Annotated in this window: 12 protein-coding genes; 5 read left to right on the forward strand and 7 right to left on the reverse strand. The window is 70.3% G+C overall.

The annotated features are described in order from the left end of the window. Window positions 1-90: 90 nt before the first annotated feature. The 3 genes from LK06_RS25715 to LK06_RS25725 form a co-directional block, all read right to left on the reverse strand. Window positions 91-3,993, reverse strand: coding sequence for a caspase, EACC1-associated type (locus LK06_RS25715; protein WP_039656818.1), 3,903 nt, complete (start codon window positions 3,991-3,993; stop codon window positions 91-93). A 6-nt stretch (window positions 3,994-3,999) separates the two neighbouring features. After that, complete coding sequence (locus LK06_RS25720) at window positions 4,000-4,383, reverse strand: effector-associated constant component EACC1 (protein WP_039656817.1); 384 nt, start codon at window positions 4,381-4,383, stop codon at window positions 4,000-4,002. A gap of 145 nt (window positions 4,384-4,528) precedes the next feature. Beyond that, the gene (locus LK06_RS25725; protein WP_039656892.1) at window positions 4,529-5,041 is read right to left on the reverse strand and encodes an ATP-binding protein; all 513 of its coding nucleotides are present in this window, start codon (window positions 5,039-5,041) and stop codon (window positions 4,529-4,531) included. 147 nt (window positions 5,042-5,188) lie between these two features. On the opposite strand from LK06_RS25725, the gene LK06_RS25730 reads away from it, so the two are divergent. From LK06_RS25730 to LK06_RS25755, 5 genes are all read left to right on the forward strand, one after another. Then, the gene (locus tag LK06_RS25730; protein WP_043432517.1) at window positions 5,189-6,067 is read left to right on the forward strand and encodes a helix-turn-helix domain-containing protein; all 879 of its coding nucleotides are present in this window, start codon (window positions 5,189-5,191) and stop codon (window positions 6,065-6,067) included. Window position 6,068: 1 nt separating this feature from the next. Next, window positions 6,069-6,266, forward strand: coding sequence for a DUF397 domain-containing protein (locus LK06_RS25735; protein ID WP_078858728.1), 198 nt, complete (start codon window positions 6,069-6,071; stop codon window positions 6,264-6,266). A 564-nt stretch (window positions 6,267-6,830) separates the two neighbouring features. Further along, window positions 6,831-7,412 (forward strand): hypothetical protein, encoded by a 582-nt coding sequence (locus tag LK06_RS25745; protein WP_159025340.1) that lies wholly within the window; start codon window positions 6,831-6,833, stop codon window positions 7,410-7,412. A 655-nt stretch (window positions 7,413-8,067) separates the two neighbouring features. Next, the gene (locus LK06_RS33435; protein ID WP_159025210.1) at window positions 8,068-8,427 is read left to right on the forward strand and encodes a hypothetical protein; all 360 of its coding nucleotides are present in this window, start codon (window positions 8,068-8,070) and stop codon (window positions 8,425-8,427) included. 20 nt (window positions 8,428-8,447) lie between these two features. Further along, window positions 8,448-9,218 (forward strand): class I SAM-dependent methyltransferase, encoded by a 771-nt coding sequence (locus LK06_RS25755; RefSeq protein WP_234367505.1) that lies wholly within the window; start codon window positions 8,448-8,450, stop codon window positions 9,216-9,218. A gap of 325 nt (window positions 9,219-9,543) precedes the next feature. On the opposite strand, the gene LK06_RS25765 is transcribed toward LK06_RS25755, so the two are convergent. The 4 genes from LK06_RS25765 to sqr form a co-directional block, all read right to left on the reverse strand. Beyond that, on the reverse strand, window positions 9,544-10,470 hold the full coding sequence (locus LK06_RS25765) for an endo-beta-N-acetylglucosaminidase H (protein WP_043406683.1): 927 nt from the start codon (window positions 10,468-10,470) through the stop codon (window positions 9,544-9,546). 744 nt (window positions 10,471-11,214) lie between these two features. Beyond that, on the reverse strand, window positions 11,215-11,688 hold the full coding sequence (locus tag LK06_RS25770) for a DsrE/DsrF/DrsH-like family protein (RefSeq protein ID WP_039656800.1): 474 nt from the start codon (window positions 11,686-11,688) through the stop codon (window positions 11,215-11,217). Window positions 11,689-11,706: 18 nt separating this feature from the next. Beyond that, window positions 11,707-12,024, reverse strand: a complete 318-nt coding sequence (locus tag LK06_RS25775; protein ID WP_039656798.1) for a TusE/DsrC/DsvC family sulfur relay protein — start codon at window positions 12,022-12,024, stop codon at window positions 11,707-11,709. A gap of 53 nt (window positions 12,025-12,077) precedes the next feature. Then, window positions 12,078-13,322 carry a type III sulfide quinone reductase, selenoprotein subtype gene (gene sqr, locus LK06_RS25780; protein ID WP_043406681.1) on the reverse strand — a complete coding sequence of 415 codons (1,245 nt, stop codon included), beginning with the start codon at window positions 13,320-13,322 and terminating at the stop codon, window positions 12,078-12,080. Window positions 13,323-13,739 lie beyond the last annotated feature (417 nt).

Here is a 13,739-nt window from a genome sequence, read left to right on the forward strand (position 1 = left end):
GGTCTCCGGGACGATCGTCCAGACGTGCCAAGCGCGCGGTGCTGAAGCCCGCGAAGAGGACGAAGGCGAAGAAGTAATCCGGTCCGGGGCTCAGCCGAACAGTGGTGCCAGCGCGGTCTCGCCCGCCAGGATCCGCCAGGCGGGCACCCGCACCGTCCGGCTCACCGGGCCGGGTTTGGCACCACAGCCGCCCGAGGGCAGTCCGGTGAGCAGGTCGCCTTGCACGTGGGTCAGCCGGAGGTGACGTGCCGGGTCTTCGCCGGGCCCCGGGCCGGGGTCGATCAGCACCGCCGTGTTCTCCCCGGCGTCGGTGAACAGCAGGTCCACCGGGTGTCCGCCCACCGGCACGGCCCGCTCCAGATCGGTGACGCCGCGCCCGGTGAGGTACTGCTGGAGCCGGTCGGCGAGGTCCGCGCGGGCCTCGGTCACCGGGCCGGGCCGGTCGGCCTCGGCCGTCGTGCCGTCGTCGCCCGCTCCCAGCGGTGCCGAGCGTGCCGCGAGGAGGGCGGGCAGGCCGCTCTGGTCCTGCCAGAAGGCATGGCCGCCCACCGTGATCAGCTGCGACTTGGCCCGGGTGATCGCCACGTTCCACAGGTTGACCTGGCTCGCGACCCAGTGCGTGGTCCGGGGCGGTGTGTTGGGCGCCGCCACCGGGCTGAGCACCATCACGTCGCGCTGTCCGCCCTGGAAGGTGTGGACGGTGCCGACCCGGACCCGGTCGTCGTCCCGCCACATCCGTGCCAGGTTCTCCTTCTGCGCCCGGAACGGCGTGACCACTCCGACCGTCGCGTCCGGCGGAAGTCCCGCCAGCAGTCCGTCGACCACGCGCCGGACGGCCTCCGCCTCCACGGTGTTCCGCCAGGACTGCCCGTCGCCGCCGCGCGCCGACTCCCCGAACGGCACGTTGACCCAGCCGAGCACTGGCGGCGGGACGCCCGCTCCCACCGGGTCGTGCGCCGGCACCTGCCGCCGTACGTCGGTGAGCACGCGCAGACGGCCGCCGTAGCAGTGGCCGTTGACGACGTCCGCGATCCGCGGGTGGCAGCGGTAGTGCTCGTCGAGCAGCAGGGCACGGTCGCCGTGCTGTTCGCCCGCGTGGTAGGAGGAGTGCACGTGGTAGGTGAGGCGGTGGTGTTCCAGTTGCGCGGCGCTGAGTCCGGCCCGCGTCCGTGCCTGCCGCTCCTGCTGCGGTGAGACGCCGGGGATGTGCCCGAGCTGCATGGGGTCACCGATGACCAGTGCCCGGCGGGCCCGGAACAGCAACGGCAGCACCGCGGGGATGGAGCACTGACTCGCCTCGTCGATGACGACGAGATCGAACAGCTGCGGGGCGAGTTCCAGCTGCCGCACCGAGTGGGTGCTGACGGCCCATCCCTTGATGTGCGCCATCAGGTTCTTCTGGCTGCGCTGGTAGCCGGAGCGGCGGCGCAGCGCCTGGAGCCGCTGGTTCATGAGCCCGGTGGCCCGGCCGAGAGTCTCGGCGGACAGCGCGCGGGACAGCTCCACCGACAGGTCGGACAGGGCCCCGGCCGTCGTGAGCCGGGACTCCTTGAGCCCCTCCTCGTCCCACTCCTCGTGCCTGCGGACGAGTTCCCGCACCTCCCGTTCCACGGACACGACCCCGGCCAGGGACTCCAGCAGCCCCGGCGGCGCCGGTCGTTCCGCCGCCCAGTCGGGCCATGCCGGACCTGCCCCCTCGGGGTGCTCCGCCACCGCCGAGACCAGCGCGGCGAGCGCGCGCCCACGCCGCCATGCCCCCAGCTGCCACCAGCGGGCCCCGGCCGTCTTCCGTGCCCGCTCCGCCCACCGGCCCAGCGGTGCCACGCCGTCCGCGTCCGCCGCCCAGGCCCCTTCGAGTAGGGACAGGGGCAGCTCCAGCGCGGTGGCTCGCTCCTCCCGGTCGCGGAACAGGTCCAGCAGCCGCTCCTCCTCGCCGACGCGGTGTGCCGCTTCCGCCCGCAGCCGGTCGGCCGCCCCCCGGGTGTTGCGCAGCTCGCCGCCCACGGTGGCCGATCCGCGCCGCGGTGCCCCGGGCGGTTCGGCGAGCAGCCGTTCCAGTGCGGCCGCCTCCCGCTCCAGCGCCTCCTTGTTGCCCGTCCGCATCAGCAGGCCGGGCGCGATGTCGTCGCAGCGCCGGGCGACGACGTCCACGGCCTCGTTGTTCGTGGAGGCGACCAGCACCGACTGCCCCGCGGCGACGCAGGTGGTGACGACCGCGGTGACGACCTCGCTCTTGCCCGTGCCGGGCGGCCCGGTCGCCACCGTCAGCGGCTGGGTCATCGCCGAGGAGATCACCTGCTCCTGGCTCTCATTGCACGGTCCCGGAGCGATGGGCGTCACCGGGTTCGCCGGGGTGGCGGTCGTGGCCGGCGCCTGCCGGGCCCCGCCGTTCAGCAGCGCGTCCAGGGCGGTGCCCGCGATCTGTGCGGTCCGGGTGGAGATCTGGAGCAGGTTGTCCACCAGCGCCTGGGTGGCCATGGCCTCCGCGCCCGAAGGCACCAGCAGCACGGCCGCGTTGTGCGCGCCGGGCCGCAGGGCCTGCATCACGGTGCGGTCGCTGAGCGCGGACGGGTCCAGCGGTTCGAGTTCCGGCAGCCCCAGCTCCTCCAGCAACTCCCGTACGGCGCGCAGCATCTGGGCGTCGTTGCCCTCCTGCCAGGCCGGCTGCCAGCGGGCGACCAGGTCGGCGGCGTCGCCCGCGTCCAGGAGTTCCGACACGACCCCGCTGTGCAGGGACGGCACCCCGCTGGGCCGGAGCACGTCCCGGCCCTCCTCGTCCGGCGCCAGCTCCATCTGCTGGATGAGTAGCGGCGCCAGCTCCACCGTCGCGCGCCGCCCCCGGCCGCCGTCCCGCGCGGGCAGCGTGATCGCCGGATAGCCGTACCAGTACTCCTGCCGGCTGGCCGCCTCGGTGCCCGAGCCGGTCCGCCCGTCCTGGGGCCGGGGCAGGGATCGGGGCGCGACAATGTGCGGTCCGCGGCCCGACTGGACGGTCTCCTCGCCCCGGGCCAGCAGGAAGTACTTCTTGTCGCGGCCGGCGTCCCGGTCGGGTCGCATGCCGGCCGCCGCCTGCGCGGTGAGGCAATCCGCGTAGTACCGCAGCAGCTGCTGCCGGTCGACGCCGTCCCGTTCGTCCGCCTCGGCCAGCTCCCGGGCCTTCAGCAGGGCGGGGGAGCGCCGGGCGGCCTCGGTGGCGTCGTGGGGGAGCGCGGGAAGGCGCACGGGCCGGGCCACCGACCGGGCGAAGGGGAGGGAACGGGTGGCCCTGATCGTGGACTTGGTGGGCCGCTGCTCCTCCGGTACTCCGTCGCGGGTCATCTGGGCGGTCAGGTAGTCGAAGAGGTCGTCCGGGGTGATCCAGCCGCCCTCCTTGATCCGGCCGTTGCGCAGCCCCTCGACGATCTCCCCGGTGAACCGGGAGGTGCCGAGGCTCGACCCGGGCGGCGCCATCGCGGAGGCCGCCTGGAGCGCGTCGGACGCGGTGATGAAGTACACGCCGGTCGGCCGCAGCAGGGTGCTCGGCGCGGGCCGGTCCGGTTCCCCCGACGGGCCCTTGGCGGTCCAGCCCTGGACGACGGAACCGCTGGAGCAGCAGTCCAGCAGGACGAGCTTGGAGGCGGCCCGGCAGGACTGGAGCATCCGCTCCAGGAACTCCGCCGGTACGGCCGTGCCCGGCAGGTCGGCCGGGTCGGTGTCCCGGGTCAGGAAGTACAGCTGCCCGTCCTGCTCGCAGTACTCGCCGTGCCCGCTGAAGTAGAGCAGCGCGGTCTCGCTGGGCTGCCGGGCCTCCAGGAACGTCTCCACGGCGTGCAGCATCTCCGCGCGCGTCGGCTCGGCGGCCGACGCGCACTCGTTGTACATACCGATCTCGGTGTTCTCCAGGACCGCCCGCATGTAGTGCAGGTCTGCCCGTACGGCCGGGAGGTCCCGGTACTTCTCGCTGTCGTACGTGGAGACGCCGACGAGCAACGCGTGCCGGTCGTTGTCGGTCATGGCCGCTCAGCCCGCCGTGGTGCCGTCGTCGCCGTCGTCCGCGAGGAACCGCTCGACCAGCGTGTCGTCCTCGCGGGCCTCCTTGCCGGTGATGTGCAGGGTCGCCCCGTCGGGCCGCTTGACCACGAGGGTGCGCTGGGGGACCCGGGCCAGCCACGTCTGCACCAGCGCGGCGACGAACGAACCGGCGCTCAGCAGCAGCCCGACGGTCTCGGCGGACGGGGCACCCTTGTCACCGACCCCTGCCAGGCTGCCCGGTTCGGGCAGGTCCAGCGTGGCCGTGGAGTCCGCCTCGGCGAGCGCCGAGAGCAGTTCGCGCGCCTCCTTGCGGGCGCGCAGCGGGTCCTCGTCGACGACGGAGATCCGGTATCCGGTGTGGTGGTCGGGCATGATGCTCTCGTGCTCCCCCTGGGTTGACCGGCTCCCTGCCGGGCGAACGACACTAACGCCCGCCACTGACACCGGGCGCCCACGAGGGTTGGCCGTCCCGGTCGTTGGCGTGAAACCGGTCGACGATGGCCGAGTCGCGTGCACCTCACATCGGACAGAGTTCCGCCCAGACCGTCTTGCCCGGCGCGCCCACGCGCGGGGCGACCGCCCAGCGGGTCGCCAGCCCCGCCACGATCAGCAGACCCCGGCCGGCCTCCGCGTCGCCGGGCGGTTCCCGGTCGGAGAGCAGGGGGACGCGTTCGGTCCGCGTGTCGGTGACCTCGACTCGCAGGGTGTCGGTGCCCTGGATGAGCCGGACGTGGAAGTCCCGTCCGACGACGTGCCCGTGCCGTACGGCGTTGGCGGTCAGCTCGGCGGTGATCAGCGTGAGGGTGTCGTTGACCCGGCTGCCGTACGGGTGCCCCCACGCGTCGAGGCGGTGGGAGACCAGCCTGCGGGCGAGGCGCGCGCCGCGCGGGGAGGAGGTGAAGGCCATCGCGAACTCGTGGAGGGGGCGAGCGGTCCCGGACTCGGACGCCGCCTCGGTCCTGGTCTCGGATGCATCCATGGCTCCGGCTCCGGCTTCGGGACGCCGTGCGGGGGAAGTTCGGCTGTTCATGTGGTCCACGCTGTCGATGCCGTCCTAGCGTGAACAGATACGACGCGCACACGGAGAGTGGCTGTAGGCGTGCGGTACGCGGGTGTAGGCGGGACGGAGCGTGACGGCCGGCGCGGGGACGCGTTGACCGGGGGAGGTGGTACGGGGATGAGCGAACCGACGGGGCTGATGGACGAGGCGTCCGAGTGCGGCGACGGTGACGGTGACGAGCGGCGGCCGGGACCGGACGCCGGTACCGGTGTCCTGCGGGTCTTCGGGCGCCAGTTGAAGCGGTTCCGGCTGCGGGCGGGCCTGGAGCGGACCGAGTTCGGCTCGGTGACGGGGTACTCGGTCTCCACCATCGCCGCGTACGAGCAGGGGCGCCGGGTGCCGCCACCGAGGTTCATCGACCAGGCGGACCAGGTGCTGGACGCGGGCGGGGTCCTCCAGGAGATGAAGGAGGAGGTGGCTCGGGCCCAGTATCCGGCGTTCTTCCGGGACGCGGCGCGGTTGGAGGGGGAGGCGGTTGAGCTGTGGGTGTACGCAACTCAGGCGGTGCCTGGACTGCTTCAGACGGAGGAGTACATGCGGGCGGTGTTCGGCATGTGGCGTCCTTTGTTGGACGAGGAGACCGTGGAACAGCGGATCGCGGCCCGACTCGCGCGGCAGCATGTCTTCGAGCGCAGACCTGCGCCTCTGCTGAGCTTCGTGATCGATGAGGCGGTTGTGCGTCGGCCCTTGGGTGGCTGGACGGTCATGCGGGGTCAACTGGAGCAGTTGATGCTGGTCGGTGCCTTCCGGAACGTCGAGATCCAGATCATGCCGCTCGACCGGGAGGACAACGCTGGGGTGGACGGTCCGTTCACCCTGCTGTATCGGGCCGGAGGCGATCAGGTGGCTTACCTGGAAGCTCAGGGACGCAGCACAATGGTCAGTGACCGGCGAGAAGTTCAGGGGATCGCCTCGCGGTACGGCATCATCCGTGCTCAGGCTCTCACCCCGCGAGAGTCGCTGGACTTCATCGAGAAGCTGCTTGGAGAGGTGTGAAGTGAACGAGACCCCGAGTGCGGCGGAGGAACTGTCCTGGCGGAAGAGCAGTTACAGCGGTGGGGCTGGCGGAGAGTGCGTCGAGGTCGCCGACTGCGTCCGTGCTATCTGCGTCCGTGACTCCAAAGACACAAGCCGACCTGCCTTCTCGGTCGCCACTGCTGCCTGGACAGCGTTCGTGAGCTTCGCGGCTCAGTAGGCGATAGGTCTGCCCCGGTTCCAACCCTGTGGCAGACCCGTGTGTGGCTTGAGCCCAGTCGGTCAGGCCTCCGTTTCCTCGCGAATGGGGGAGTCCAGCGTCCGGCGGCGATCTCCGCTTCCAGCCGCGTATGGAAGTGCGGGTGCGCTGCCCGTATCTCGGTTTCGCGGTCGGCCGTGTAGAAGGGGGCCTGGTAGCCCTCGGGGGGCGTGGTGTGCTCCGGGCCTTCCAGGTGGGCCATGAGGTCGAGGTAGTCCTGCTTGGTCTGGCAGTGGCCGTAGGTGTTGAAGTCGGGTGCGATCTAACGGTCGTTGGCGTCGAACCAGGTTGCTGACTCGTAGTTGTGGAGCTGTGGACCTGTGACCCTCGGACCAGTCCGTGGGACGCGGGTGCGGTCGGCCGAAAGCCGCCCTGTCGTGGTCCGACCGGTCCTAACGACGTGCCGCGACCACTGTGCGCGGTGGTGACAGCGCGCGACATATGCCCCATCATGAGTAGGTGATGGGGGGTTCGACACGCGCATCCGGTCTGCGCCGTCGCGGTCGCATGCCGCGGGTGGTGCCGGTGGCTGTTGCCCGAGCTGCGATCTTCTCCGTGCTGGGAACCGCTGTCACGGGGATCGTCCATCATCTGGCCTTCGCGTCGAGCCCGTCGTGGTTGGTCAAGGTGCTGGCCGTGTGCTTCCTGTTCGCCGTGGCGCTGCCGGGGGCCGGGGGCGACAAGTCCCTTCGTGAACAGGTGGCGTTGGCGTTCGGCTGTCAGGCCGCTGTCGGATACTGGTTCGTACTCGCCGACAGCGCGGTCGAATTCCGGGCGCACGCCCTGCTGCCGACAGCCGTGCATGCCGGATGGAGCGTGGTGGTCGGCCATGTTGCGCTGACCCTGCTGTGCGCGGTCCTGTTGCACGGCCTCGACAGGAGCCGGCGCCGGGTGCGGTACGTCGCCGGGCAAGAGTGGGGCGCGTTGCGCGCACTGCTGCGCAGGCTCCTCGCCCCCGTCTGCACCTCGTACGAGCTGACCGGGGCCGGTGCTGCCCGGCACCTGATCCCCGGGCCGACCCGGGCTCCTCCCGCATCGACTCTGCTCGTGGGCGCGGTGGTTCGCCGTGGCCCGCCGTTCCTTCCCCTGCCGTACGCCGCTGTCTGATCTGTCGTCGCGGCACGCGTACGGCTTTTGGTGTCCACCCGCTCTTCGACGACGAGGGCGGTTCCATTCGCCATTCCGGAGCGGGCTCTATGCGAGTCCCGCGCCAGGGGGAAGTCACTTGTCTCGCATATCTGGTACGACGCGCGCACTCGCGCCCGTCGTGGTGATGGGGGCGGGCCCGCGCGGCCTGTCCACTGCCGCGCGCCTGACGGCGGGTGGCCTGAACGTCAGGGTCTTAGGTTCACCGATGGTGGCTTGGGACCGGAACATGTCCGAGGGGAAGTTGCTCAAGTCCCCGCCGAGTGTGTCCATGCTCGGTGGGCGGCGGCGTGGCTTCACGCCGGACGTCTACTGCCGGCAGGTGGGAGAGAGCCGGCTGAGCGGTCACGACCAGGTGCCGGTGGAGCCGTTCGTCCGTGACGGGCGTGGGTCCGGCGGGCAGTTGGTATCCGATGGGTTCGGCGGCGGGTCGACGCCGCCTCCGCATCGGCAGCCGGACACGCCGCTGGGGCGGTCGTGGGGCTCGTACGGGGTGGTGCGTCACGGGACCGCCTTCCGGTGTGTGTCGCAGCAGGTGCGGCTGAAGCCGTGGCGGCGGGTGCTCGCGCCGTTCGGGTCGTGGTGGCTCACGCCGTGTCCGGGGGGTGTGGCACCCATGTCCCCCAGGCAGCACGTCATCGGCGCGCGAGCCGAGGGGAACGGCGTCGAAGTGACGATGCGGAACGGTCAGCGTCGTACGCGCAGTCTGTGCACCGGCCACGTCGTGGTGGCCACCGGCCGCCGGGTGAGCCCGGAAGCGGTCGACTTCCTGGCCCCCGACCTGCGGACCCGACTGGTCCGTAGGGCCAGGTGTCCGCACCTCGACGCCGGGGTCAGGTCCTCGGTACCCAGCTTGTACTCCACCGGGACCCCAGCGGCGGCGACGTTCGGGCCGCTGTTGCGGTTCACCTGTGGAACGGGGTTCGCCGCGCCCCGGCTCGCGGTGGCAACGGCGCAGCGGGAGGGGCAGGGCTGATGGGCGCGGCAGGAAAGGGAATGTCTGTGGTGAAGTCGGGGGCCAGGCGCCTCTTGCGGCGTGCCGGGTTCGACATCGTACGCAGTATCAACAACCGTGGTGGCGTTGACGACTTCATCCCGTTCGAGGCGACGATGCGGGCCGCGCGGGCGGCCGGTCTGCCGATCGGGGACTACATCGACGAGGTCATGAGCGGGACGCCGGGCGCCACCCAGTCCACCATCGACGAGCTGCGTGCTCTGGGCGTCTTCGCCGCCCGACCCGAGACGGTTCTGGAGATCGGGCCAGGGTCGGGGCGGTATCTGGAGAAGACGTTGAGGGAGTGTTCACCGGGCCGCTACGAGGTCTACGAGACGGCGGCGCCCTGGGCCGACTATCTGGTGGACACCTTCGGTGTGGTCGCCCAGCCGGTCGCGGGATTCACGCTCGCTCCGACGCCTGACAACAGCATCGACCTCGTGCACGCCCACAAGGTCTTCAACACGGTGACCTTCCTCGGTGCCTCCCGCTACTTCTTCGAGATGGCGCGCGTGACGCGACCCGGTGGCCGGATCGTCTTCGACGTCATGACGGAGACCTGTCTGGATCCGGCCTCGGTGCACGCATGGGCGACGAAGGGCGGCGCAGGGCACGACTCCTACCCGGCTGCCATGCCGCGCCAGACCTGCGTGGACCTCTTCGCGAGCCTCGGCTGCAGTTTGGAGGCCAGCTTCCTGGCACCCATGGGCATCGCGTCCACCGAGGTGCTCGTTTTCGGGAAGGGGTCCGAGAGGGGGTTTGGCCATCAGTAGTCTTCCGTGAGCTGCACCAAGGATGCCCGGCTCCTGCTCACAGTAGTTGTCCTTGTGTGATGAGTGAGTGGTGGGGCTCCGCATCGGCCCCGCCGACCTCTCCGGGTGGTGGGGTCGTCGGGCGTTCGTGACCGGTCTGGCCGTGCTGGTCATCGCGCATCTCGCGGGTGGGGATGGGCTCGCCTGCCGCCCCGTCGTGGGGCAGCAGGCGGGCGTGCGATCCGCATCCTTGACATCGTTGTCGTCGCGTCCGTACGAGGCGTGGCGCTATGGGGCGAGGCGGGCTCGCTGAGGGGAGCGGCGGCTGCCGGGGCGCGCGGGCACCCTACGGCGTGTAGACGGCGTCACTGCCGTACAACTCCCTGGTGAATGCGGAGACGTCGGCACTTCGATCGGTGCCGTCGAGGTTGTACGTCAGATAGACGCCGTACCCTTCGCGGACGGTGCGGCGGGCGAGGTAGGCGACCGTGCTCTGTGCGGTGCGGCCGATCTCAACCGCCGCCGGGGACAGCTTCGACTTGGGCAGTGCGATGCCGGGGACCTGCCAGGTGCCGTAGTACGGGTTCCAGGCGTAGTCGAACTTGGAGGAGATGTCGACGCCGTCGTAGGACAGGCGCGATGCTGCGGGGCCGATGTTGTAGAGGCTGATGATCTTGTCCGGCATGTTCGCTCGCAATGCCGTCACCAGGTACACGAACGAGCTGTCGTTGGGCTGGGTCGTGCCGTTGTTGCCGTATTCAGCGTATTCGTCGTCGAAGTCGATGCCGTCGAGACCGTAGGTGGCCACGGCGTCCGACATCTGTTTCGCGAACGCCGAAGCCGCCTGTTGAGAGGTGAAGTTGGCGAATCCCGCGCCCTGGTGGTTGCCGAGCACCGAGAGTACGACCTTGATGCCCTTCCGCTGCAACGGCCGTATCTCCGTGGCTGCGTTGTCGAGGACGCGCTGCACGTTCTCGTTGAAGTACAGATACGCCGCCTTCGTGCTCGTGTCGTAGTTGATGTTCGCCGCGAAGATCACGGCGACGTCGAAGGCGTTGCCGCCGCCGTTGGCGAGCGTGTACTTGCCGACGTTGAGCATGCTGTTGCTGTTCACCTCGATGTACGCCACCGAGGTCGGACCCTGCTTGGCAGGAGCAGGAGCAGGAGCAGGAGCGGGGGCCGCTGAGGCTCCGGTTGTGCCGAAGGCGAGGGCCGTGACGGCCGAGAGTGTGAGTGCGGCCGTCCGCACTCTGTTCCGTACCAGGCTGAACATCGTTGGTCGTTCTCCCCTCGTATGGGTGGCGCCCCATGTGTCCGGAAGCGCCGAGTGGGCTCTTCGAGTTTCCGCTGCTGTGACCGAGTGCCGAGAACCGTGCGTGAACTCTTCACGGCTTCCCCGTAACGCCACAACTTCCGCCATAGAAGCATGAGTTGGCGCATGGGGGACAGCGGTCGAGATGGTTCCTCAGAGAGTTCGGCTGACCTGAGGGGCTGAGGCCGCGCCGGGGATGGAGGGCGACGAGGCGATGTGCATGGGCCGACCGGAGTCCACCTCGGGATCAGGAAGTGGGCGACGTTCACGACGGTGGTGTCCAGCACCACCACGAACCGGGCGGCACCGGCCACCACCGCCACGGTCCACCCGGGCGACGGCCCCGGACGGCACGGCGTCCACCGGTGTTTCCTCCACGCGCTTCCCGCGGGGCCCCGCGGCCCGAAGGGTCGCGAGCCGGAGGAACATCCCCTACCGGGCCCGTACGCAGTAGGAGCTGAGGGCGGGCTCCAGCATGCCGAAGGCCGCGCCAGGCGGCGGGCCCCGACGGGGCCACCCGCGCGTCACGCGGACTCCAGCGGCGGGCGCGAGGCTGGGACTTCGGCAGCTCGCGGGCCACCGTGCAGCGGATCAGTAGCGGATACCTGCTGGCGTTCGCGCTGGTCGCCCTAGGGTTGAGCGACCACCGCCGGCACGCGCCGCATCCCGCCCGGCAGCCCGTGCCCGGCGCCTGCGCCGGCCATCTCAGGTATAGATGATCTGGCCGCCGGCCGCGTGCTCATAGAACTCGCCGACCGTGATGATGCCGTGGACCTGCTCGACCAGGTCGTCCTTGTCGAGTTCGAACAGGTCGACGGACGCCTTGCAGGCGTAGATGCCTGCCCCGGTGTCGGCGATCATCTCGATGAACTCCGGGATCGGTGGGATGTCGAGCTTGTCCATCTTGCGTTCCATGTACCGGGTGACCAGGTCCGGGACCCCTGGCATGCCGCCCAGCAGGGTTGGCAGGTGCAGTCCAGGGTTGCCGACGGTGGCCAACTTGATGTGCTCCCAGCGCTTCTTCGCGATCGCGTCCAGGCCGAAGAAGGTGAAGAACAAGTCGGCCTCGATGCCCTCGGCGCGGGCGCCGTTGGCCATGATCAGGGCCGGGTAGATCCCCTCCAGGGATCCCTTGGAGACGATGATGGAGACTTTCTCGATCGTTGCGGTGTCGGCCATGGCAGCTTGTGCTCCCTCTCAGATGCAGCCGCGGGGCTTGGGGATACCGGCGATCTTCGCGGCCGTCTTCGCCGGTCCTTTGGGAAACAGCTGGTAGAGCTCCTTGACGCTGACGCCGGAGGTCTTGCCGAGCACGCGCACGGTGGGGCCGGTGCCCTTGGCCGCGTACTGCTCGCGCATGAAGCGGATGACGATCCAATGCCGGTCGGTCAGCGTGTCGATGCCGGCCTCCTTGGCGATCTGCTCGGCCATCGGCTCGGTCCAGCGGGCCGGGTCGGTGAAGAAACCCTCGTCGTCGACGGGGACGGCGCTGCCGGCGTAGGTGGTGGTGGGCATGACGATCCCTCTCCCTTGGGACGGACACGTGGCCTCGGACGGGCACGCGGTTCTCAGGCCGATGCTCGGTTCTTGCCGTGCTCGGGCATGGCCGAGCCGATGCCGGGCAGTTCCCGGCCCGGCAGCAGGCTGTGCCAGTAAAGCCACTCGAAGGCGAGCTTGCCGAGATGGCTCGCGTGCGACTCCTTCAGCAGCGGCAGGCCGAGGGGGCCCGGGAAGTGGCCGGGCAGCGGCTCGGTGTCGTAGTTGAAGTCGATGAGGAGCGCCTTGTGGAAGCCGGTCTCCACGAAACAGTTGGCGTGCCCGTCGAAGGAGGCGTCCAGCGGCTGCCCGGCAAGGTGACGGCCGATGTTGTGCACCAGCACCTCACCCTCGAAGTGGGCCACCGATCCGGCCTTGGAGGCGGGCAGTCCGGCCGCGTCCCCGATCGCGAACACCGCAGGATGACCCGGGAGTTGCAGCGTGTGCGGGTCGACGGGGACGAACCCCAGTTCGTCACCCAGGCCCTCGGAGCGCTCCACGTACTCTGCTCCGCCGTGCAGGGGCACCACGACCGCCAGATCGAAGGGCACCTCCCGTTCGTCGTACGACACCAGCCGCCCGCGTTCGCCGTCGACCTCTCCGAGCGTGAACTCCGTGACCAGTTCGACTCCCTTCTCCTTGAGGAGTCCGCCCAGCGCCTTCGCCGCGACCGGCTTGGTGAAGGCCGCGTCGAGCGGGGTAGCGTACGTGAGCTCGACCCGGTCGCGGATGCCTCGGCGCTGCAGGTACCAGTCGGTGAGGAAGGCGAACTCCAGTGGTGCAACAGGGCACTTGAGAGGCAGGTCGGCGACATCGATCACCAGGCGGCCGCCCTCGAAGCGTTCCAGGGCTTCGTGCAGGCCCACGGCTCCGGGCAGGTCGTAGAAGGTGAAGACCTTCTCACCCCAGCCGGGACCGGTCAGCCCCTCGGTCTCCTCCGGCAGCAGCCTCGCTCCGGTGGCGACCACGAGGACGTCGTACGGCAACCTGATGCCACCGGCGAGGTGCACCGTCCGTGCGTCCAGGTCGACCCGCTCGATCCGCGCCTGCTTGTAGTCGACGGCCGCGTCGAGCTGCCGGGGACGGGGGCGGACGAGGTGGTCGGGCTGGGCGAGGCCGAAGGGCACGAACAGCAGGCCGGGCTGGTAGAGGTGGTCGTCGTCCTGGTCGACGACCGTGATCCGGCACTCGCGCCGGTCGTCGTACGTACGGCACAGGCGGTTCGCCGTCATGGTGCCGGCGGTCCCGCCGCCGAGAATCACGATGTGTTTGCCCATGACCTCACTGTGGTGCGGGAGATGGCGGCCAGACAGGGGCCGCTGGTCCCCACTGGAGTACCCACCCGGGTATGTCTTCGGTCGGGCCTACCACCCCCGGGACCCGCTTGCCCGCCACGAACGCCCTGGCAACATGCCCGGCTGGGCATACCGCCTCGCAATCAGGCACGAGGACCGAACGGCCCCGGCTGCACCCCGTCGGCCTGCCGCCCACCGGCGACACGGCGCCGGACTTCGAGGCCGGGACCGCCCACGGCCCCGTCTGGTTGCTGTCCGACTACGCCGTCCGGTGCGGGTGCTTCTTCAGCCACCCGGCGGACTTCACCCCGGCGGGCACCAACCGCGTTCGTCGCCTTCACCGAACTCGCCGACGACTCGCCGACGACTGGCCGAGGACAGCGCCAAGCTCGCCGACTG

Origin of the sequence: Streptomyces pluripotens (assembly GCF_000802245.2) — a bacterium.
GTDB lineage: Bacteria > Actinomycetota > Actinomycetes > Streptomycetales > Streptomycetaceae > Streptomyces > Streptomyces pluripotens.

Bases quoted from the DNA above. Each gene is read 5' to 3' on its own strand.
- LK06_RS25715 (WP_039656818.1), bottom strand. From the start codon at position 3,993: ATGACCGACAACGACCGGCACGCGTTGCTCGTCGGCGTCTCCACGTAC.
- LK06_RS25720 (WP_039656817.1), bottom strand. From the start codon at position 4,383: ATGCCCGACCACCACACCGGATACCGGATCTCCGTCGTCGACGAGGAC.
- LK06_RS25725 (WP_039656892.1), bottom strand. From the start codon at position 5,041: ATGAACAGCCGAACTTCCCCCGCACGGCGTCCCGAAGCCGGAGCCGGA.
- LK06_RS25730 (WP_043432517.1), top strand. From the start codon at position 5,189: ATGAGCGAACCGACGGGGCTGATGGACGAGGCGTCCGAGTGCGGCGAC.
- LK06_RS33435 (WP_159025210.1), top strand. From the start codon at position 8,068: ATGTCCCCCAGGCAGCACGTCATCGGCGCGCGAGCCGAGGGGAACGGC.
- LK06_RS25755 (WP_234367505.1), top strand. From the start codon at position 8,448: ATGTCTGTGGTGAAGTCGGGGGCCAGGCGCCTCTTGCGGCGTGCCGGG.
- LK06_RS25765 (WP_043406683.1), bottom strand. From the start codon at position 10,470: ATGTTCAGCCTGGTACGGAACAGAGTGCGGACGGCCGCACTCACACTC.
- LK06_RS25770 (WP_039656800.1), bottom strand. From the start codon at position 11,688: ATGGCCGACACCGCAACGATCGAGAAAGTCTCCATCATCGTCTCCAAG.
- LK06_RS25775 (WP_039656798.1), bottom strand. From the start codon at position 12,024: ATGCCCACCACCACCTACGCCGGCAGCGCCGTCCCCGTCGACGACGAG.
- sqr (WP_043406681.1), bottom strand. From the start codon at position 13,322: ATGGGCAAACACATCGTGATTCTCGGCGGCGGGACCGCCGGCACCATG.